This window comes from Arthrobacter sp. D1-29 (genome assembly GCF_054130585.1).
In genome coordinates, this window is sequence record NZ_CP096383.1 from 4,570,181 (window position 1) to 4,590,105 (window position 19,925).

Sequence of the window (19,925 nt, forward strand, 5' to 3'; positions counted from 1 at the left end):
GCGAAATGAAAACGTACGAATCATTGCTGGACGAGGTCACCGCAGTCTCGGGCAGGACCCGCACCATCCTTGACCCTGCCACCGGTGGGATCGTCGGCGAGGCGCCCGTTCATGACCTTGAATACCTTGAGCGGACGGTCACCGGCGCGCAGGCTGCCCAGCCGGCGTGGGCAGCATTGGGCCACGACGCCCGGTCCGCTGCGCTCCTCAAGGCGGCCGACGCCGTCGAACGCTCCGCCGAGGAACTCGCCCATATTCTCTCCCGCGAGCAGGGCAAACCGCTGAACGGCCCGAACGCCCGCTTCGAGGTGGGCGCCTGCGCGGCATGGTTGCGCGCCGCTGCCACCATTCGCCTGGAACCTGAAATGGTAGTGGACGACGGCGAGACCCGGGCGGAGCTGCACTACAAGCCCATCGGCGTCGTTGCCGCTATCGGCCCGTGGAACTGGCCCATGATGATCGCGGTGTGGCAGATCGCCCCCGCCCTGCGAATGGGCAACGCCGTCGTCGTCAAACCCTCCGGCAACACCCCGCTCTCCGTCCTGGCGCTGGTGAAAGTCATGAACGAAGAGCTTCCCGAGGGCATCCTGTCGGTCGTTTCCTGCGGCCGCGAGGTTGGCGCACGCCTGACCGACCACCCGGCCATCGGCAAGATCATGTTCACCGGCTCCACCGCCGCCGGCCGCGCCATCATCAAATCCTCCGCGGACACCGTCAAGCGGCTCACCCTGGAGCTCGGCGGGAACGACGCCGGCATCGTCCTGCCCGACGCCGACCCGAAAGCCATCGCGGAGGACGTGTTCTGGGGCGCGTTCATCAACACGGGCCAAACCTGCGCCGCGCTGAAGCGCCTCTACGTCCACCAGGACATCTACGACGCCGTCTGCGAGGAACTCATCACCGTGGCCAGGGCCATGCCCATGGGCAACGGCCTGGATGAGAACAACGTCCTGGGCCCCCTGCAGAACAAGGCACAGTACGACGTCGTCGCCAACCTCGTGCAGGCAGCCAAGGACTCCGGCGCCCGCGTCCTGCTGGGCGGAAACCCGGATACCAGCCAGCCCGGCTGCTTCTACCCCACCACCCTCGTGGCGGACATCGACAACGACAACCCGCTGGTCACCGAGGAACAGTTCGGCCCCGCCCTGCCCATCATCCGCTACAGCACCATCGACGAAGCAGTGGAAATGGCCAACGGGCTCGACGTTGGACTGGGCGCGTCCGTCTGGTCCCCCAACCTGACGGCCGCCCGCGAAGTCGCAGGCCGCATCCAGGCCGGCACCGTGTGGATCAACAAACACGGCAACGTGGACCCCCGCATCCCCTTCGGCGGCGCCAAACAGTCCGGCTACGGCCTCGAGTTCGGCGTCGAAGGCCTCAAAGCCCTCGGCATCCCCCAGGTCATCAACGGCTAAGGACTTTCTGCGACGCCGGCGGTTGGGCACAAGCTGCCCGACCGCCGGCGCTTGGCGTCCGGCATCCTTCCTGCCGAACGGCTGACAGTATGGCGCCATCACCATGGGGGCGGTAGCTTTGGAATCTCTTCGTCGAAGCAGCCGAAGTGCCGGAGGTACCGCTGATGCCTGGCCTGTCCACGTCATTGATTCTGATCGCTATGCTGGCCATCGCAGCGCCCCTGGCCAGCCGTTCCCTTGATCGTGTGGTCAAGGTTCCGATTGTGGTGTTCGAGATTGTCCTGGGAATCCTGCTCGGCCCCAGCCTGTTGGGGTGGATCCAGCCCACCGAGTTCGTAGACACCTTGGCCCAGTTCGGGCTGGCCATGCTTTTCTTCGTTGCCGGCAACGAGATTGATTTCGCCGTAATCCGGGGCCGCCCCGCCACCCGTGCGTCTGCCGGCTGGGTCATCTCCCTCGCGGCGGGTATTGGCGCCGGGTTCATCCTGGCCCCGGGTCCGGAGGCTGCGGTGATCATCGGCGTCGCCCTGTGCTCCACAGCCCTGGGCGCGCTGCTGCCCATCCTTCGCGACGCGGGTGAATCAAAATCCCCGATGGGTATCGCGGTCACCGCATTAGGTGCCGCCGGGGAGTTTGGTCCCCTGATTGCGATCTCTCTGTTCTTTAGTGGCAGGGAATTGGGGCCGGCAACAGCGGTACTTCTGGGGTTTGTTCTCGTGACCGCTCTGGCCATTTATCTCGCCTCGCGCGCCCGGCACACACTGCTCCACTCCCAGGTAACCAGGACCCTCCACACCAGCGGCCAGTTCGCCGTCCGGTCCATCATGTTCATCCTCACGGCCCTGGTGGTGCTGAGCATGGTGCTGGGACTGGACATGCTGCTGGGTGCCTTCGCCGCCGGAGTCCTCTGGAAAGTTGCGATCGCGCGTGCCCCCGAACACGACCGGCATGTCATCGAGATGAAAATCGATGCGATCGCCTTCGGGTTCCTGGTGCCGATCTTCTTCATTGACACCGGCATCGACTTCGACCTGCGCGCGCTCACCGCCAGCCCCGCCGCCCTGGCGCTGGTCCCGGTGTTCCTGATCCTCCTGCTCATCATCCGCGGCCTGCCGTCATTGCTCGCCGCTCCTCCAAAGTCCAGCCCCGCCAGCAAACGGGCCATCATGCTGTTCGGGGCAACGGGGTTGCCGATTATCGTGGCGGTGACAGCCATTGGCCGGAACGAGGGGCTGATCTCCAGCGGGATCTCCTCCGCACTTGTTGGGGCAGGGATGCTCTCGGTACTCCTGTTTCCGCTGCTCGCACTTCGTCAGCTTCAACGCACGCCGTCGGAACGCCAGGGCCGCACCAAGAAATCCCGCAGGAAACAGGACCGGGCCAACGTCCCTGGTGAGGCACCACATTAGGCTGGTCTTCGGTTCCCAGCGCTCAGCAAGTCCAGCAGCATCGCGATCACGGCGGCCGGGATCAAGAAGATGCCGGCCAGGACGCCCCAGCCGCCGTCCTCAAACTGCAGGGCGAGTCCGCCCACCACCACCGCGGGCAGGCTGGTGAGGACAGCCACCCACCGCGGACTGCCCCGCAGCCAAGCCCAGCCAGCGGCAACGGCAAAGGCAGTTGCGCCCATCAGGACCAGCCGGTGCCCCACCGGATAAGTGGGTGGCTGAACGATGAAGGTAAAGGCGTCGGCCAACCCGCAGGCCATCAGCACGGCCGCGAGCAGGACCAGCAACGCCCAGGCGCCTTCCCGCCAACGGATCAGGTACATGGACTGACGGTAGCCCACCTCCCTAGTCCATTGCCGGACCACGGCTTCCGAACGGCGAATTCCCAGCGCGAAGCTGGACATTTCCATCTCGGATCCCTGACAGACTGTTCTTCCCCCGCAGGTGAGGGGACGACGGCGGGTGGTCCCGCCGTCGTCGGCGTCTCCGGAAAACCCGGCCGGCTTTGGCGTTGCCCTTATGGGGAGGCGGCGGTTGACCCGTAGGGAAGACTATGAGGTATGGGGAAATTGGGGGATTTGGATACGGTGCTCTGGGATAAACGGCTTCAGGGGGACGGGGCATCATCGCGCCCGGAGCCGAAGTGGCGAAGGCCCGCATCCCTGACGTTGGCCGGGCTGGCGTTTGCAGGGGTCACGGCCGCGGTGGTCTTCCTGGCGTCCGCCCCCGACGGGGACAAACGGGACGTGCGCTGCTATTACCACGCGGATCTGACCACCACGTACCCCGCCCCCTACGCTCCCCACGTCACTCTGCCGCCCTACATCCTGGCGGGAGAAGTGGATGCCGGATCCAGCACCGCCACTCCCCTCACGCTCTGCAGGGATACCTGGGACCAGGGACTCATGAACCCTGGGAACATTACGGACGACCTCATTCCATCCGATTTTCAGCAGCCCACCGCCCCTGCCAATCCCAGGGATGTCCGGGACGTCGAAGGGGAACCTCCCACCGCTGTTCCGTACGACGTCGGCCCTGGCCACTTCGTGCCGGAACTGACCGCCTGCATCGTGGACAACGCTGTGGCCGTCATCCCGGGCCCGGCGCAGGTCTGCAATCAGCTCGGTATCCCGGCCTTCGAATAGCCGGCGCTCAGTCCTTACTCGCCTTGGCACGGACATGTATGCGTTCGCCTTGTCCGCCGAACAGACTCAAAATTTCTGCCGGCTGCTCGCCGTCGCTGCCAAACCAGTGCGGAACATGAGTGTCGAATTCGGCTACCTCGCCGGGCCCCAGGATCAGGTCGTGATCTCCCAGAATCAGCCGCAGGCGGCCCGAGAGAACATAAAGCCATTCGTATCCTTCATGGGTCTTCGGGTCAGGGTGGGCCTTTGTGGTGGGGATGACGATTTTCCACGCCTGCATCCCGCCCGGTTGCCTGGTCAGCGGGATCACGGTGCGCCCGTTGGCGCTGCGGGGCTTGAGCCGTATCCGCGGATCGCCCACTTCCGGTGCGCCCACCAGTTCCTCCAGCGGCACCCGGTAGGCCTGCGCCAGTGGGAGGAGAAGTTCCAGGCTGGGGCGCCGCTGTCCGCTCTCCAGGCGCGACAACGTGCTTTTTGAGATTCCAGTTGCTTCGGCGAGGCTGGTCAGGGTCACATTCCGCTGCGTGCGCAGCCGTCGCAGCCGAACCCCAACCTGATCAAGCGCGGACTGAATCATCATGCTTGTGTCATTCACGAACCTATCCAAGGGCAATTTCCCGGAAACGGCAACGTTTGTTGTCGATTCAGGGACTTGGCGACAGCCTTGAGGACATGAGCGATTATGACGTAGTGATAGTGGGCGGCGGGGCTGCAGGACTGTCCGCCGCATTGGTGCTGGCGCGGGCCCGCCGCAAGATTCTGGTGGCTGACTCCGGGGGGCCGCGGAACGGGCCCGCCCCGCACATGCACGGTTTCCTCTCCCGTGATGGCATGCCACCCGCGGAGCTTCTGGCTGTGGGCCGGGCTGAGGTGAAGAGCTACGGCGGCGAGCTGCTCGAGGGTGAGGTCACGGAACTTGTGACCGCCGGCAGTTCAGGATTCTGGGTGCTGATGGCGGGCGGCCGGAGGATTTCGGCGAGGCGCATCCTGGTGGCCACCGGGTTGCGGGATGAGCTTCCTGATATCCCCGGCCTTGCTGACCGGTGGGCCCGCGATGTGTTGCACTGCCCGTACTGCCATGGGTACGAAGTCCGGGACCGGCAGCTGGGTGTGCTCGGCGGCGGACCCGACTCGGTCCGCTACGCGCAGATTGTCCGGCAGTGGGCTGACGACGTGGTGCTGTTCGTACCTGCCGGCTTCCTGACCGTACGCCAGCGTTCGGAGCTGGTGGCCCGTTCGATCGGGATTGTTGAAGGGGACGTGACCAGGGTTCTGGTGGAGGATGACCGCCTGCACGGTGTCGAAACCGACGACGGCCGCATCGTCCACCGGGATGCGCTGTTCGTCCCGCCGCGCTTTGTCCCCAACAACGATCTCCTGGCCCGAATGGGCTGCGAGCTGGACGACGCCGGATGGGCAGTACGGGATGGCGCTGGCCAGACCACCGTTCCCGGAGTATGGATCGCGGGCAACGTCGCCAACCCCCGGGCCCAGGTCATCACTGCGGCCGGCGAAGGATCCACTGCGGCGATGGCCATCAACGCCGATCTGGTGGATCAGGACATCCGGGACGCCGTCAGCGCCTTCAACCTGGGCTTCTGAACCTGGGCTTCTGACGGCACAAACTCTTGCTTTGACACGGCGTTCCGGCCACCAACACTTTTGAAAATACTCAAGGAGCACACATGTCCAACCAACCTACGATGACCCCCACGGCGAAGATCCTTCCGCCCAACAAGCATCAGCTGGCCCTGATGATCTGGCTGGCGGTGTTCCCCTCCCTGACCCTGATCAACCTCGTATTAGGAGACTGGCTGGGGACCCTGCACCCCATACTGCGCACATTTGTCCTGGCAACAGTCGCCGTCCCGATTGTCATCTATGGCCTGATGCCGTACCTGCATCGGCTACGCGCCAGCCTGCTGAAGCGCGCCGCCGTCGCTAAGCCTTAAGACCTGGCGTGTGAATCGCAGCGATAAGTGGCGGCCTCATTCTGCCTTCGACGACGCGGGGTAGAGGAAGACCTCTACCGTGTCGCCGCGGTAATGGAACCGGAAGATGCTCCCATTCGGAAGGCGTTCCATGCCGTCGTCCACCGACAGGAAGTCCCCGTTGATGTCTGCAAAAAGATCGACCCCAGGCGGCACACAGTTGGCGCCGTCTACACGGGGACCGGAACGGTCGATGATCATGAAGCACTGGAAGCCCTGTCCGTCCACTGAGAACCAGGGTTCAACCCCCCGATACGGTTGATAGCCGCGGAAGCTGGATTGGCCTTCATCCGCACCCAGGAATCCCAGCACCGAGAGCACGACGCCGTCTGCCTCGTCTGCGATTGGATGCAATGTGGCATCGGGATGCGGTGTTGCAATCCATGCCACGGCGACCACACCGGCAAGAAAGACTGCCAGCGCGCCGGCCGTAAATGAGTAACGTCGGGCTCGGGTCGCCGTGAGACGACGCCAGGTCAACGACGTCCATCCAATCCTGGACTCCGTCACGGGCGCGATGCTGGTTTCCGGGTCCGGCCATTCGTCAATAAACGTAGTCCGGGTGGAGTGAGCAACTGACCCGGAATCCGGTGCTACAACGGGTCGTCTGACATCGGTGCCGGTGACGGCGTGCGGACTCGCGGTGCGCGCCGCCTCCAGTTCCGCCAGTCTTGCCAGTGCTGCCGGGTCGGACTGGATATCCGGATGCGGACCGTATGCCCTCCTGCGGAGCTCGTCCAGCTCGCGCTCAGCATCGGGCCGGGGTGCGGATGGGCCCATCAGCCCTCCTCCGGAACGAGATAGACGTAAGCGTCCACCGTGTCGTAACGAAGTACGAATCGGATGATCCCGTCCCCGGCGCGTCCTTCGAATCCTTCAAACCCATCGCCGTGTGAGGAAACGTCCATTATGAGATCTGCTGGCGCCGGGGTACAGCGATATTCTGAGAGCGTACGGCTCGCCCGGTGCAATGCCACCAGACACGGCGAGTCGAACGCGTTCACCCCGGAATAGATCTCGAGACCGAGATACGACCCGTGTCCGCGGAGGGTTGAGGCCTCCATCCCCTCAACCAGCAGTACGGGGAGACCGTTACCGGCGGCGGCACCGGTCGAATGAAGAGTGGCGTCAGGACGCGGCGGGGATAACAGCAGGGTCGCCACAACGATCACTCCCGCGAGGACCAGTGCGCCACCGAGCCAATACAGGCGACTCCGCTTTGGCACGGAGTGTTCTATCGGGGCAGTGTCGGTGGGGGCTTCCGAATCTGCCGCACTCTCGCTCACGGGGGCAACCGGCAGAGAATCGTCGCCAGTGCGGTCCGCCGCCTCAAGTTTGCGCAACCTCGCCAGGGCCGGAGGGTCGACACCTATGTCCGGATCCGGACCGTATGCCCGCCTGCGGAGCTCATAAAACTCACCGTCGGCGTCCGAAGAGTGCCTGAAGCCTTCCACAGCTCAAAGTACACCCGTCCCGCGGAGCGGGTCTATACGCTCACACATGGGTCGCCGGAACCTCGCGCCGAAGCCCTGGGGATTGAGCGATTGAGGTGCGGAAGCCCACAAAGGGATTGGGCAACGGACATTTTGATGACCACACCATCGCTATCCCGGATCGTCCAGGCAACAAGCTCGTTTTCGGCTTCCACAACATCCTGGAGAACCCAAATGTCGGCATCCTTCCTTGGTTCCGGCTCGTACGGATGCCTTGCGGATCAACGGGGCGGCTTCGGATCAGGCGAACGCGACCGTCTTGGCTCCGGCCACGACCTCTTCGACGACCTTGGCGGCTCCCACGATGGTGGAGCCCTTCTCGAGTTGCTCCTCGTTGATGCCTCGGGGCTTGGCGCAAGCGCCGCACAGCCAGACCTGGCCGCCGTTCTCGATGAACTCGGTGTACAAGTTGCCGAGCTCCGGCAGCCCCGGCTGGGCCACTCCGTCGGTTCCACCCTTGGTCCCCAGCCACACGGCTTCGATCGTGCACAGCACGATCGCATCCTGACCCGCTGCCGCGGCGACGTTCGCGGCGACAAACGGGAGCGTGGCGCGCTCCGGTTCTTCCTTTCCATAGGTGCAGTTGAAGATCAGCTTCTCGCTCATCTCATCGTCCCCTTTCCACACTAACCAGCAGACGTCCGTCTCCCGGTGCTTTGATTGAATGAACAACGTGGCCCATCAGACGGGCCATGGAAGGCAGATCCTCTTTGGCAGCCGGATCGCGCGTGCTCACCACAAGCACGTCGCCGATCGGGATGTGTTGGATCTGTTCGCGGAAGTCTCGGGCGAGACCGTCGGCGCACCCGAGGTCTCCCGCGTCGTACGAGTGCACCTGACCCGGCTCGACTGCTGTGCTCAGGCGGAAGCCCGAGCACAGCAGATCAATCGCTTCCACGCGACCGTCGGTGCCGACGTCGAGCATCATGTGCTGCTCGAGGAGCCGCCATCCCCTCGCGTCGTGGAGCCGGAAGCGGTACGTCACCACCGCACGGCCTTCGATCTCCTGGACGCTGGAGGCCTCCACCTGGAACTGGTCTGCCCCCGCGAACCAGCCAGCGAACCGGCGGATGGTGGCGTCCGCACCCTGGTCTGTCATGAGCCTGCCCGGGACCAGCATCCTGAACTGGATGTCCTGGGCCAGCAGTGACTGGGCTCGCGTGAACTCCCGGGCGGCCAGGGCGTTCAGAAAAGCGGCCGCGACGTCACGCGGTCCAGCCGCAGCGGGGACGCCCCGCAGGCTGTTGTGCGTACCTTTGGAGAGCATGGCCCCTCCTCAACTCGGTTCATTCTCGATTCCGCTTCTTTCCACTCACGCTACGAAGGACACCGTTCCGCGAACGTTCCGCTGGGAACGACGTCCGGAGCCGGGGCTGTCGGTTACCATCGCTGTAATGAAGGAAGTGGAATTCCAACTCCTCGGGCGGTTTGCCGTCGCAGTCGATGGCAATCTGATGCCGGGTGACGCTTGGGGAAGCCGTCGGGCAGCAGACGTTCTCAAGCTGCTCGCTCTCTCCCCTGACCTTCGCCTGCACAGATCGCAGGTTATGGAGGCGCTCTGGCCCGAGAGCGATCCTCAGGCCTCTGGCACAAGCCTCCGAAAAGCCCTGTATTTCGCCCGGCGCGCCACAGCAGATGAGCAGACCGTCGTGAGCCACCAGGGGGTGCTCGTGCTCTGGCCCGCTGCCCAGGTCCACACCGACGTCGAGCGATTCGAGGGTGCGGCGCGCCAAGCGCTGGCTGCGAGTAATACTTCGGCCTGCCGAGCTGCAGCGAATCTTCACCACGGCGAACTCCTTCCCGACGACCGCTACGAGTCCTGGCTGGCCGAGCCACGCCAGCGTCTTCGCCAGCTGTATCTGGATCTTCTGCGCGTAGGGGAGCTGTGGCAGCGGCTCTCCGACGAAGACCCTACCGACGAGCAGGCAGCCCGCGCGCTCATGCGGGCCCATCTGGCCGCTGGCGAACGCAGAGAGGCTATCCGGCGGTTCGAGCGGCTGCGCGAGGCACTCCAAGACCACCTGGGCGTCGGGCCGGACCCGGCCACTATCGCCCTCTACGAAAACGTTCTGACCGTCGAAGGTGCGCTCCAACCCACCCAGGCCGAACGTGCCCACGCCCTGCTCGCCTGGGCCTTGGTGCATCTGAACCGCAACGACCTCAAGGAGGCGGAGCGTGCAGCGGAGGAGGCACGCTCCATCGCCCTCGACTCCAGACTGGGCCGAGAGCTTGGAGAAGCCGCTGTCATCCTCGCCAAGGTCGCCATGGCGCAAGGCCGCTGGCGCGAGCGGTTCGCCGAAGAGCTCGTGGAGTCTATGCGCATGAGGGCCAACATGGAGCCCATCGTCTACGACGCCCACCTCTGCCTTGCCGAGTACCACCTCACAGGGCCTGAAGGCTACGTCATCGCTGCCGACTTCGCACGACAGATGATGGGGATGGCCCAGGAGGCTGGGTCCCGGACCGGCACCGCCCTCGGCCAACTCATGCTTGGCGAGGCCCAGCTACTTGCCGGGCATCTCATCGACGCCCAAAAGAACCTCGCACAGGCGGCGCAGGCAAATGACCACGAAGGCTGTCTTTCCGGATCGGCCCTTTCGCGGCAGAGGCTCGCGGAGGTCGCACTCATTGGCGGCCGCAAGTTCGACGCAAACCGGCTGCTCAGCCGGGCGCGCTCATTCGCCGTCCGTTCCGAACTTGCCACCCACCTGTTGGTGCGTGTCTTCGGCACCATGATCCAGGCAGCTGCCGATTCGAAGAAGGCCCTCGCCGTCGTGCGGGCCGCCGAGCGGGAGCTGAGCGGGATGCGTTCCTGCGAGCCCTGCTTGATGGGCTACCTGACCAGTGCTGCGGCGGCCTGCGCGCGAGCCGGCGAACTTGATCGAGCACGCTCCTTCATCAGCAGAGCCGAAGGAATTGCAGGCATGTGGCAAGGAGGCCTGTGGAGCGGCGCTGTGTGGGAAGCCCGTGGCGTCCTCCGTAAGGCCGAAGGCGCGGACGATCAGTCTCGTGCAATGTTCCGCGAGGCAGCCCAGGAGTACACGCGCGCCGGCAGCCAGTCCGATGCCTACCGCTGCCTCGAAGCCGCGGCGACCCACACCAGGAGCACCCCTTCCGGGTAGGTGCTCGCACGGCTGCAATGCTGTTCAGCATGACGATCACCTTTGAATGGCGCGGTGCGGTAGGGAACGAAGAGATCAATCAGCTGCACGCGCAGGGGTTCGATCATGCGTACGTTGAAAATGATTGGACTGGCCTGCTCTCACGCCACAGCCTGGGCTGGGTCACAGCTCGCGACGACGAGGGCCTCGTCGGCTTCGTCAACGTGATCTGGGACGGTCAGGCACACGCGTTCATCGAAGACACGTTGGTTGCTGATCGTGCCCGCCGGCAGGGCGTCGGGAAACGGCTCATTGCCCTGGCAACGGAGGAAGCCAAGGCAGCTGGATGCGAATGGCTGCACGTTGACTTCGACGATCACCTGAAGGGCTTCTACCTGGACGTCTGCGGTTTCCGTCCCACGAGTGCCGGTCTCATTCAGCTCCGGTAGTTTCTGGCAGGTCGATGGTGGCGGGTAAACGACTTGCGTCGGGTGTGCGTGTTCCACCGACGCTCCCATGAAGGAATGCCCTAGGGTGGTTTTGCCTAGGCTCGACCCCACACACCACGTGAAACGAGACGCATCCATGGGACTGTTTTCCCGCAAATCCAATACCGCCGATCCGCACCTGCCGGAACTGAGCATTAAACAAGCGGACAAACTTCGTGCCATGTCCGTCGCCGCGGTCAGCCGTCTCGGCGTCTCCGCAGTGGCGGCAGGAGACCACCTCGCTGTGTCAGAAGGCAGCGGGAACGGGTACGGACTGTTCGCCGTCGGGCGGAAGGCAGCGCAGCTGCCCGAATCGGACTGGCCCGGCATGGTCGAGCAGCACTTCGGCAGCATCATCGGGGGCACTTCACAGTCTTCGGAGCTAGCGGTGGATGAAATGTTGAGCCGCGTCTATCCCAAATTCATCTCCCCAGGAACACTGGCACATTCCCAGCAGATTGACCCGTCACGGTACGGCTACGCCCGGGACGTCGCCATGATCCCCCTCTTGGTCGCGCTGGATTCCCCGGAATCCGTCACCTACGTGGGCGCACCCGAGATTGAAACCGCCGGCGGAGAAGACATCGTCTGGGACGCCGCGCTGAAGAACCTGATCGCCGAGGGTCCGGGTGAGCCTGAGGCAATGAACTACGAAGACGGATCCTTTCTGGTCTTCGAAACCGAATCGGTCTACCAGGCATCCTGGCTGGCTTACCCGGACCGGTTCTTTGAACTTCTCGGCTACCAGCCCGGACCACTCGGGGCGCTGCTCAGCATCCCGGCTACGAATATCCTTTGCCTCCATTTGGTCACCGAGGCCACAAGCATCACCGACATCTCCGCGATGATCAGCGTCACTGGGGCCATGCAGGCCCAACACCCATCCGCGCTCAGCCCCCTTCTCTACTGGTGGGATGGCACTACCGTGCAGCCCATTACAGGCCACGACGGCGAAAACGTCCATCTGATCGTCCCGGACGAACTCGCCAGCATCCTCTAACTACAACAGCCTGGCCAGGCGGTGAGCTCCTCGTGTTGAGCTGAGGGGCTGGCAGAGCTATCAGTCAGCGAGCGGGGAGGGATGACCAACATGAGGGAAAGAATGGCTGATCCGGAGACGACCGGGCAGTTCAGCACGGTGACGGTCGAATCTGAGGACGGAACGCTCACTGCACTTGCCCGCCCTGGACAAGGAGTCCCCATCGTCATCGTGCACGGGGTCATCGCGGATGCGCTTACCTGGAAGCAGGTCTCCAGAAACGTAGCGCCTGGGCGTCCAGTCTTCTTGCTCAATCGCCGGGGACGCGTCCCGAGTGCTCCCCTGGGTGAAGGGTATGGAGTCGAGCGGGAGGTGCAGGACCTCCTGCGCTGGCTATCGACTCTTGAAGGTCCGGTTGACCTTGTTGGGCACAGCTACGGCGGCCTCATAGCGGTTCAGGCTGTTCGACAGGGTGCCAACGTTCGCTCGCTGGTCCTGTACGAGCCGGTCGCACATCCCTTTGGCCTCGAGGCGCTGCCGCTCGTGGCGGCGGCCATTAGCGCCGGCGATCTTGATACCGCCGTCGAAATCATCAACGTTGATCTTTCCGGCTACACCAAAGCACACGTTCAGGCACTCCGGGATGGCCCAGCATGGCCTAAGCTCATGCAGCTAACAGAGCCCGCCGCCGTCGAGCTGCATGCAATCAACCACTTCGTTCTCACCGTCCCACAGTCATGGAGTACTCCAACGACGCTCATCGCAGGCGAGTTGAGCAGGAACCGCCCGCCCTACGGGCCGAGCGTTGACCTGTTTATGGAAACCTTGGACGTCGGGAGTGTCACCATCTTGGCGGGCCAAGACCACCTGGCGCACGTGACCGCTCCACAGGAACTGGCGGACGCAATAAACGGTGGCCTTCCGACTGGACGATGACAGGTGGCTCGTACCAACCCATCACACACTCACGGACATCCAAGGGAGAATGACTCCATGCTCCTGAATCCCGCGGTCCTGCCCGCGCCGCCGAACCGTGCTCCAGACGTTCAAGATGACTTTTCCGGCCCACTGCGTACCGACTTATGGGTGGATCACTACCTGCCGCACTGGACCACCCCGGACAGGTCAGCCGCGCGCTACGAGACGACGCCGGCGGGGATGCAGCTGCGTATCGACGCCGACCAACTCGACTGGCGCCCCGAGGACGCGCCATTGCGGGTCTCCAACCTCCAGACGGGCAACTTCTCCGGCGGTCTTGGGTCGAGTGTGGGTACGCATCGTCACCGGAAGGACGGATTGAGCGTTCGTACGCCGACCGCCACCCAGCTTCTCTGGGCGCCCTCGGCGGGCCGCGTCGACATCACCGTCAGTGCCTCCCGTGACGAAGAGTGCATGCTCGCCGCCTGGCTTGTCGGCGCAGAGCATCTGGGTGCCCGGCATGCCGGCGAGGTTTGCATCTTCGAACTTGACGCTGCCGCCGTCGGGCCTACTACCACCGCGCGGTCGGGGATTAAGGCCCACGGCGACCCGGAGCTGGTCACGGACGTGACCACCGTCGAGATCCCCGTCGACGCTTCCAAGCCGCATACCTGGACGGCGATCTGGGGCAACGGCCAAACGATCATCGGCTGCGAGGGCCTCGCCATCCGGCACATTCAGCAGGCCCCCGACTATCCGCTCTTCCTGTTGATCGACCTCTTCGAGATTGGACCGCCCAGTGGCGCCTACCCGAAATCAGCGACCCTCCACCACTTCAGAGGCTGGACTGCCTGACCGCGCTCATCTGAGTAGCTCGCGCCCCAATACGGCAATGCTCCGTTCCGTCCGGTTGTGAAGTTGGCCACTCGACTTGGACGCTTGGCCAACTTGCTGATAATTTCATTGAATGCCATCCACACGGGAGCACCGGAGCATTCAGGAGCGGCGCCAACAACTCCTCGACGCCACGATCCATGTGATGTGCGCAGAAGGGGTGGCGTCAGCGACCACGCGCGCCATCACCAAGCAGGCGGGACTGCCCCACGGGGCGTTCCACTACTGCTTTGATTCTAAGAACGATCTCTTCGCAGCACTGCTCGAAAGAGAGCTGCACCAAGCCATAGCAGCAGCCTTTGAGCCCACCGGCACGGGTGTGAACGTCCAGCTCCGGATAGAGCATGGACTAACGACCCGTCTTGAGGCAGTCAAGGCAAGGCCCGATTATGAGCTCGCTCTTGCGGAGCTGGCTGTGATGTCACGGCGTGACCCGGAACTGCAGCCTCTCACCGGCTGGGAGCAGGCAGCCTGCTTGAAAGCTCTCAGTTCGTACCTGGAGAAGTGGTCTGCCGATGACGACATTACGTGGGTGGCACCGCCGGAAAAGGTAGCTGCACTGCTCATTGCGCTGATCGACGGGATCACCTCGGCATGGCTGAACGACCGTGACGATGAACGTGCCGCCTCATCCATCCAGTTGGCCGCTCAAGCCACTTCCTCCCTACGGAAAAGGAACACGCCGTGAAATGGCTTTCCCTCGCCGGCGCCATTCTCTTGGAAGTTGCTGCGGCGCTGTCCATGCAGGCTGCTGTCGTTGACGCCGGGTGGTACGCCCTGGTGGTCATCGGTTACCTGGGTGCTTTCGTACTCCTTGTCCAGGTTCTCAAAGCCGGCATGGCTGTGGGCGTCGCCTACGGCATCTGGGGCGCCTCAGGCGTGGCGCTGACCGCGATTCTGGCAGCAATCCTTTTCGGTCAGGCACTCACCGGTGTGATGATCATGGGTCTGGTGCTGATCGTCGGCGGGGTCCTGCTCGTGGAAATAGGGTCCCAACGAGCCTTGGCCGCCAGAAAGAACTCAGCCCTGCCCGCCGCCGCAGAGCGAGTGGACGCCTGATGGGCTGGGTCCTTCTCTCCATTGCGATCATTTCCGAAGTGGGCGCAACCATCAGTCTCAAAGTCGCCACCGACGGAAAGAAGCGCTGGTATGCGCCGGTGGCCATTGGCTATATTGCGGCTTTCACCCTCTTGGCTGGCGCTCTATCGTTTGGGCTCCCCATCGGAGTGGCCTACGGCGTGTGGGCAGCGTCAGGGGTGGCCCTGACCGCCGTCCTGGCCCGCTATATCTTCAAAGACCCCCTGACACTAACGATGGGTGCCGGCATAGGCCTCATCATCGCCGGGGTGTTCCTGGTGGAACTGGGCCACTGACAGGACTGCCGCTCCCCTACGGCGCGACGGGGTAGGCCCCGCTGATGGCGATGCGGTTGTAGGTGTTGATCGTCATCGTCAGCCACGTCACTGCGGACACCTGGCCGGGGGTCAGATGGGCTACCGCCGATTCGTACAGTCCCCGGTTCCTGTGGGAATCCTGGATGGCGGTGATGTACTCGGCGAGGGCAAGGGCCGAGCGCTCCTGCTCGTCGAAGTACAGGCTTTCCCGCCAGGCAGGCAACACACTCAGCCGCTCCGGCGTCTCGCCCTTGGCCAGCGAGTCCTTTGTATGGATCCGCAGGCAGAAGGCGCACCCGTTGATCTGGGACGCCCGGATCTTGACCAGTTCGACGAGCAGCGGCGACAGTCCTTCCGCGAGCGCTGTCTTATCCGCTAATGTCCCCACCGCCGTCAGTGCCCCGTAAAGCTCCGGGTGCCTGCTTCCGACGTTCGTGCGGCGGGCCTTAGTTGTGGTGGTTATGGTCATTGGTCCTCCTGGTTTGATGGTGGTCAGTCAGCGCGTGTTCCTGCACTGGTTCCACCATCCATCCAGCCCGACGGCCAGGGCGAAGGAATGGGACGAAATGGCACTGAACGTCCCACGGCTGGCATGGGCGGCAACGAAGGAACTACTTCTCTGCCCGGTGGCTGGCCAGATAATCGGCGGTTGCCGTGCCGTCAATGGCGAATTCGGTCAGCCGCCGTAGGAACGCCCCGTCGATGTCCTGTCCCGTAGCGATCAGCCGGTGATGGACCGCCCCATACAGGGCGTCGATCACCGTGACCAGATCGACGTCGTCGCGAATCTGCCCGCGGCGCTGGCCCCGGCGCAGGACCGCAAGAAACCCCAGCCGGCGCTCCCGCAGCAGCGTCTGGCGGAACTGCCCTGCGAACTCTTCACTGCGGATCGCCTCAGCCATGAGGTTGGAAACTATCGACGCCGCCCCGCCCACCTTCAGGCAGTAGGTCAAAGCGACAAGGTAGGCGTGCAGGTCCCGTGCCACGTCGCCGGAGTCATCAACGTTGGTCAGCAAATTCGTCTTGAACGTAAAGGCTTCCAGCACCAGAACCTGACGGGAGGGCCAATACCGATACAGAGTTGACTTGCTCACACCCGACGCCCGGGCAACGGCGTCCATGGTGACGGCGTCGTACGTCAAACGGTCAACCAGGACACTGGCGGCCTTCAGAACACGAAGCCGCAATTCAGCCTCATGCGAGGCCACCAGGGGATGGGCGGGATCCGCCGCGCTTCGCTGCGCTACCCGAAACCCTGCCATCGCCCGCCGGAATCGATGACGGCTGTCCACTCCGTCATTGGATGCACTCATGGAAGGTCCTTTTATCTCTCACGGCCCTGTAGTTGTGGAGCTTACACCCGCCAGCGAGGTTGTGACGGGCGCATGAAAGACTCGCAGGATGAATGACGATTCAGAAGGCGCGTTGCATCATATCGAGCTGTGGGTGCCTGACATCCATAGAGCCTCGGCCGAGTGGGGCTGGATCCTGTCCGCCCTGGGATACGAGACGTACCAGACCTGGCCCCGTGGAATCAGTTGGCTAAGAGGCTCCACCTACATAGTGCTGGAGGAATCACCGGATCTGAGTGGCCGGCATCATCAACGAAGGGCACCTGGATTGAATCACCTCGCATTCAAAGCGGGAGGCAGGACCCGCGTGGATGCCCTTGCTGGAGACAGTGTTAAGCACGGCTGGACGCCCTTGTTCCCGGACAAGTACCCACACGCCGGCGGACCGGACCATTATGCTGCCTACCTGGCGAATTCAGACGGCTTCGAAATAGAGCTCGTCGCCACCCGCTAGGACTATTCGCAGCCGTTGTTTTCGAAAGCTGCCTCCTTTCGTGCGCGCTCAATGCTCCAAGCGAACAAGCCATTCGTCGAGGAGACGGCCAGTCAGCTCCGGTTGGTCAAGGTGGGCGTTGTGGCCGGCTCCGTCGAGAACTGCAATCGTGGATCGCACGTAGTGGTCGGCGAGGGCGATCTGATCGTAGAACCCGACCACGTGGTCTTGCCTTCCGGTGATAACGACAGTCGGCCCCTGAAACGTGGGCGAGCGATCCTCAGGCTCCGTCCTGAACGAATAGTTGCCCGAAATCCGATCGATGGCCTCCTGGTCAAAGGCCCGCAATCCCGGCAGCACTGATTCACGGAACAGGTCCCAGTTCTCGGGCGACTGGACCACGGCCATTGCCTCGTAGTCCGTTGCATCCTCGAAGTCCAAAGACGCCAAAAGGCCTGTATCCCTTTGCAGGACAGTCTTGGATGGCACATTCCGTGCACCTTGCTCTGCCACCGCAACCGGGCAAATGAGTGCCAGACCCAGAACCTGATCGCCAAATTCAGCAACGATGTGCCGCGCGATCATTCCACCGAATGAGTTTCCCAACACTGCGAACTTTTCGTTTCCAAAGGTGTTCCTGGCGAATTCCACAACCGCTTCCGCCACACTGTCGGCGCTGTCAATTTCCGGCCCCGCTGCGGACTTGCCCATGCCCGGAAGATCGATGTACACACGCTTCCACTGGCCCTGCGCGGCGAAGACTGGATCGAGCGCCAACATGTGGTGATGATCGACGCAGAACCCATGGATCATCAGGATGGGGGTACCGGACCCATACTCAACGGAATGCACCCCTGAACGCTACACCCCGACGTCGGCCCTAGGCTGGGTAGCTACATACGCCTACGCCCTCTCCTCCCCGAGGCGGAGCCGGCTGAGAAGAGGATGACATGACCAGCCCGGACCTTCACCGCTGGCCTCCCGGCAACGGCACATATCGCCGATCAGAGGTGACGGCGGGGATCGGATATGGCGAAGCCGTGTGGCAGCGGGTCGCCAGCGAAGTTCTCCTGTGGAAGGTAAAAACCGCTAGTGGTTTTGCTGTGGACTCCACGGGTCCGGTGTCGCCCGGCGACCGTGTCATCGTCACAGCAGGCCTGTTCGGTCTGACTGTTGTGGAGCCGGTTCAAGTCGTGGCTGTTGTGCAGAAGGCAGACCGGAGCGGTTTCTCCTACCGCACACTGCCGGGACACCCCGTCCATGGGGAGGAAGCGTTTATCGTCCACCGCCACGGCGATGAAGTCCGGCTCACCATTCGCTCACTCACCCGGGCGGCGTCTAGGCATCCGTGGCGGGGGCTCTTCCCACTCCTCCTGGTAGCCCAGCGAATGGTACGACGGCGGTACTTGCGCGCGCTCCGCTGACTAAGCGCAGCCGCCGCGAGCTAAAGCCATGGTCTTTATCGTGGTCTGATGGGCGGGCCTTAGTACCGACTGGGTGCAGGGAATGGAACGGCATCTTCCCGTTAGGGTTGCCAGATGGACATCCTGATCGCAGCCGCAGCGGTGCTTGGCGCCCCAACTGCCTTGGCGGCTGTCTGGTTCTGGTCGTCACGCAGGAACCGGGCCAACGGCACAAGGCGCGCAGGGAGCGGTGACCTGCTTGGAATTGCGGATGAACTCTTCCGCCCACAAACCCATCAAGCCCAGCAAATTCAGACGATCCAGCATGAGCTTCCAGCGCCTGCCCCCTCCCCTGGTGACCCGCATACTTCCTCATCCTGAGGTGCTGTAAAGCGAGTTAAGAACGTGGCCGTCGTCGTATGATCAGGCGTGCTCCATAGCCGAGGAGGCCCGCAGCTCCCGCCAGCGCCAGCACGGCACCAAAGGCGATCATCTGGCCCAGGAACATCACGGCCGCCACTCCAAGGGTGGCTGCATACGTGAGGGTAAAGGTGAGAGTGGAGGAGTCGTTCATCGCCCCAGGCCCCTGAAACGATCGAGACGCTCCGGCCGCGCTTCCACTGTGCACCCATTAAGTGACTGCAACGGCAGTGTGTTGCTTAAATTCATAGCTCCCCCAAGCTGTTTCCCCGCCGCCAAGTCTACCGGGACAGATCCGGGTTCACCTCCAAGGACGGCCCATGCCCTCTGTCTATTTCCTGGAACTGGGCGCAGAAGGCGGTACCAGCCAGGGAACCCCCGAATGTTCTGACGACGGCGGGGACCGCCGTCGTCCTTCTCTGCCGAGAAGTCTCTACCCGCGGACGGGTCAGGCCGAAGTTCGAGGCCGCGCTGGAGCTGCGCCGCCGGATTAAGGCCCACGCCGCGACACTACGGTGGCTGGCCTCCTGTGGTCACCAACGACATGCTGCACACCGTGCTCCGCCGCCGCGAGAACGGCGAGTCCGTCGATCACGGCGACCCCCACGGCTCCGCGCTAGTCACTCAAGGCATGCCGGCGGGGTCGTCAGCGCCCAGCAGGGAGCTGGTAGATCGCCACGTGGATCTTTCCCGAGTCTTTCGGCGGGATGACTACCCGGAATGCCGGCCCCCGTCCGGAGTCTGTCTCTTTGGAACACAGGGTGGAACCTGGCTCAATCCCGACGCCGCGCAGCACCTTCGCGTCCTGCCCAACGATCTCCGCATTGGGGGCCACCATCGAACCCGCCGACACACAGATGGACTTCATCTCCTCAGTATCGGCCGTGAAACTCGTCAGGGAAGCACCGGCAAAAGGCTCAAGCGGAGTCTGGTCCACCGCAATGCCGTCGGCACTCGCCGGAAGGCTTAGGTCCAGCGGTGCAAAAAGCGAAGCCGCCAGGCTGCTTGCGTCGCCGGGGGCAGGGGAATCCATGGTCATGTCAGGTCCTGT

At 63.5% G+C, this 19,925-nt stretch carries 26 protein-coding genes; 15 read left to right on the top strand and 11 right to left on the bottom strand.

The window, feature by feature from the left end:
- The first annotated feature begins 5 nt into the window (after window positions 1-5).
- On the top strand, window positions 6-1,415 hold the full coding sequence (locus M1E17_RS20715) for an aldehyde dehydrogenase family protein (RefSeq protein WP_457963806.1): 1,410 nt from the start codon (window positions 6-8) through the stop codon (window positions 1,413-1,415).
- A gap of 146 nt (window positions 1,416-1,561) precedes the next feature.
- Window positions 1,562-2,824, top strand: a complete 1,263-nt coding sequence (locus M1E17_RS20720; protein WP_457963807.1) for a cation:proton antiporter — start codon at window positions 1,562-1,564, stop codon at window positions 2,822-2,824.
- On the opposite strand, the gene M1E17_RS20725 is transcribed toward M1E17_RS20720, so the two are convergent.
- The gene (locus M1E17_RS20725; RefSeq protein WP_457963809.1) at window positions 2,821-3,273 is read right to left on the bottom strand and encodes a hypothetical protein; all 453 of its coding nucleotides are present in this window, start codon (window positions 3,271-3,273) and stop codon (window positions 2,821-2,823) included. The genes M1E17_RS20720 and M1E17_RS20725 overlap by 4 nt on opposite strands.
- A 150-nt stretch (window positions 3,274-3,423) precedes the next feature.
- On the opposite strand from M1E17_RS20725, the gene M1E17_RS20730 reads away from it, so the two are divergent.
- On the top strand, window positions 3,424-4,008 hold the full coding sequence (locus M1E17_RS20730) for a hypothetical protein (protein WP_457963810.1): 585 nt from the start codon (window positions 3,424-3,426) through the stop codon (window positions 4,006-4,008).
- Window positions 4,009-4,015: 7 nt separating this feature from the next.
- Here the strand turns inward: M1E17_RS20730 and M1E17_RS20735 are convergent, their stop codons facing one another.
- Entirely contained in the window at window positions 4,016-4,585 is a 570-nt protein-coding gene (locus M1E17_RS20735) for a helix-turn-helix domain-containing protein (RefSeq protein WP_457967863.1), read from the bottom strand.
- Window positions 4,586-4,680: 95 nt separating this feature from the next.
- Between M1E17_RS20735 and M1E17_RS20740 the strand changes: the two genes are divergently transcribed.
- Window positions 4,681-5,610, top strand: coding sequence for an NAD(P)/FAD-dependent oxidoreductase (locus M1E17_RS20740; RefSeq protein ID WP_457963812.1), 930 nt, complete (start codon window positions 4,681-4,683; stop codon window positions 5,608-5,610).
- Window positions 5,611-5,693: 83 nt separating this feature from the next.
- Window positions 5,694-5,960, top strand: coding sequence for a hypothetical protein (locus M1E17_RS20745; RefSeq protein ID WP_457963814.1), 267 nt, complete (start codon window positions 5,694-5,696; stop codon window positions 5,958-5,960).
- Window positions 5,961-5,996: 36 nt separating this feature from the next.
- On the opposite strand, the gene M1E17_RS20750 is transcribed toward M1E17_RS20745, so the two are convergent.
- The 4 genes from M1E17_RS20750 to M1E17_RS20765 all read right to left on the bottom strand — a co-directional run bounded on the left by M1E17_RS20750 (window position 5,997) and on the right by M1E17_RS20765 (window position 8,759).
- On the bottom strand, window positions 5,997-6,779 hold the full coding sequence (locus tag M1E17_RS20750) for a hypothetical protein (protein WP_457963816.1): 783 nt from the start codon (window positions 6,777-6,779) through the stop codon (window positions 5,997-5,999).
- Window positions 6,779-7,225, bottom strand: a complete 447-nt coding sequence (locus tag M1E17_RS20755; protein WP_457963817.1) for a hypothetical protein — start codon at window positions 7,223-7,225, stop codon at window positions 6,779-6,781. The genes M1E17_RS20750 and M1E17_RS20755 overlap by 1 nt, the downstream gene beginning before the upstream one ends.
- A gap of 507 nt (window positions 7,226-7,732) precedes the next feature.
- Entirely contained in the window at window positions 7,733-8,098 is a 366-nt protein-coding gene (locus tag M1E17_RS20760) for a DsrE family protein (protein ID WP_457963819.1), read from the bottom strand.
- Window position 8,099: 1 nt separating this feature from the next.
- Window positions 8,100-8,759: a sulfurtransferase TusA family protein gene (locus M1E17_RS20765; protein WP_457963821.1), complete on the bottom strand. Its 660-nt coding sequence runs from the start codon at window positions 8,757-8,759 to the stop codon at window positions 8,100-8,102.
- A 127-nt stretch (window positions 8,760-8,886) separates the two neighbouring features.
- Between M1E17_RS20765 and M1E17_RS20770 the strand changes: the two genes are divergently transcribed.
- The 8 genes from M1E17_RS20770 (at window position 8,887) to M1E17_RS20805 (ending at window position 15,245) form a co-directional block, all read left to right on the top strand.
- On the top strand, window positions 8,887-10,614 hold the full coding sequence (locus tag M1E17_RS20770; RefSeq protein ID WP_457963823.1) for an AfsR/SARP family transcriptional regulator: 1,728 nt from the start codon (window positions 8,887-8,889) through the stop codon (window positions 10,612-10,614).
- Window positions 10,615-10,643: 29 nt separating this feature from the next.
- Window positions 10,644-11,042, top strand: a complete 399-nt coding sequence (locus M1E17_RS20775; RefSeq protein WP_457963825.1) for a GNAT family N-acetyltransferase — start codon at window positions 10,644-10,646, stop codon at window positions 11,040-11,042.
- A gap of 118 nt (window positions 11,043-11,160) precedes the next feature.
- Window positions 11,161-12,081, top strand: a complete 921-nt coding sequence (locus M1E17_RS20780; protein ID WP_457963827.1) for a hypothetical protein — start codon at window positions 11,161-11,163, stop codon at window positions 12,079-12,081.
- A 90-nt stretch (window positions 12,082-12,171) separates the two neighbouring features.
- Entirely contained in the window at window positions 12,172-12,996 is an 825-nt protein-coding gene (locus M1E17_RS20785; protein WP_457963829.1) for an alpha/beta fold hydrolase, read from the top strand.
- A 57-nt stretch (window positions 12,997-13,053) separates the two neighbouring features.
- Entirely contained in the window at window positions 13,054-13,833 is a 780-nt protein-coding gene (locus M1E17_RS20790) for a hypothetical protein (protein ID WP_457963831.1), read from the top strand.
- Between the two features lie 112 nt (window positions 13,834-13,945).
- Window positions 13,946-14,560 (top strand): TetR/AcrR family transcriptional regulator, encoded by a 615-nt coding sequence (locus tag M1E17_RS20795; RefSeq protein WP_457963832.1) that lies wholly within the window; start codon window positions 13,946-13,948, stop codon window positions 14,558-14,560.
- On the top strand, window positions 14,557-14,931 hold the full coding sequence (locus M1E17_RS20800) for a DMT family transporter (protein WP_457963834.1): 375 nt from the start codon (window positions 14,557-14,559) through the stop codon (window positions 14,929-14,931). The genes M1E17_RS20795 and M1E17_RS20800 overlap by 4 nt, the downstream gene beginning before the upstream one ends.
- Window positions 14,931-15,245: a DMT family transporter gene (locus M1E17_RS20805; RefSeq protein WP_457963836.1), complete on the top strand. Its 315-nt coding sequence runs from the start codon at window positions 14,931-14,933 to the stop codon at window positions 15,243-15,245. The genes M1E17_RS20800 and M1E17_RS20805 overlap by 1 nt, the downstream gene beginning before the upstream one ends.
- Before the next feature lie 16 nt (window positions 15,246-15,261).
- Here the strand turns inward: M1E17_RS20805 and M1E17_RS20810 are convergent, their stop codons facing one another.
- Together M1E17_RS20810 and M1E17_RS20815 are read right to left on the bottom strand one after the other, a co-directional pair.
- Window positions 15,262-15,735, bottom strand: a complete 474-nt coding sequence (locus M1E17_RS20810) for a carboxymuconolactone decarboxylase family protein (RefSeq protein WP_457963838.1) — start codon at window positions 15,733-15,735, stop codon at window positions 15,262-15,264.
- A 142-nt stretch (window positions 15,736-15,877) separates the two neighbouring features.
- A complete protein-coding gene (locus M1E17_RS20815; RefSeq protein ID WP_457963839.1) occupies window positions 15,878-16,579 on the bottom strand; it encodes a TetR/AcrR family transcriptional regulator in 702 nt (233 codons plus the stop codon).
- A gap of 88 nt (window positions 16,580-16,667) precedes the next feature.
- On the opposite strand from M1E17_RS20815, the gene M1E17_RS20820 reads away from it, so the two are divergent.
- Complete coding sequence (locus M1E17_RS20820; protein WP_457963841.1) at window positions 16,668-17,072, top strand: VOC family protein; 405 nt, start codon at window positions 16,668-16,670, stop codon at window positions 17,070-17,072.
- A 48-nt stretch (window positions 17,073-17,120) separates the two neighbouring features.
- Here M1E17_RS20820 and M1E17_RS20825 read toward each other — a convergent pair whose 3' ends face one another.
- Complete coding sequence (locus M1E17_RS20825; protein WP_457963842.1) at window positions 17,121-17,903, bottom strand: alpha/beta fold hydrolase; 783 nt, start codon at window positions 17,901-17,903, stop codon at window positions 17,121-17,123.
- Window positions 17,904-18,001: 98 nt separating this feature from the next.
- On the opposite strand from M1E17_RS20825, the gene M1E17_RS20830 reads away from it, so the two are divergent.
- On the top strand, window positions 18,002-18,475 hold the full coding sequence (locus tag M1E17_RS20830; RefSeq protein WP_457963844.1) for a DUF1990 family protein: 474 nt from the start codon (window positions 18,002-18,004) through the stop codon (window positions 18,473-18,475).
- A gap of 376 nt (window positions 18,476-18,851) precedes the next feature.
- Here M1E17_RS20830 and M1E17_RS20835 read toward each other — a convergent pair whose 3' ends face one another.
- Together M1E17_RS20835 and M1E17_RS20840 are read right to left on the bottom strand one after the other, a co-directional pair.
- On the bottom strand, window positions 18,852-19,028 hold the full coding sequence (locus M1E17_RS20835; protein ID WP_457963845.1) for a hypothetical protein: 177 nt from the start codon (window positions 19,026-19,028) through the stop codon (window positions 18,852-18,854).
- A 492-nt stretch (window positions 19,029-19,520) separates the two neighbouring features.
- On the bottom strand, window positions 19,521-19,913 hold the full coding sequence (locus M1E17_RS20840; RefSeq protein ID WP_457963847.1) for a hypothetical protein: 393 nt from the start codon (window positions 19,911-19,913) through the stop codon (window positions 19,521-19,523).
- Between the last annotated feature and the right edge of the window lie 12 nt (window positions 19,914-19,925).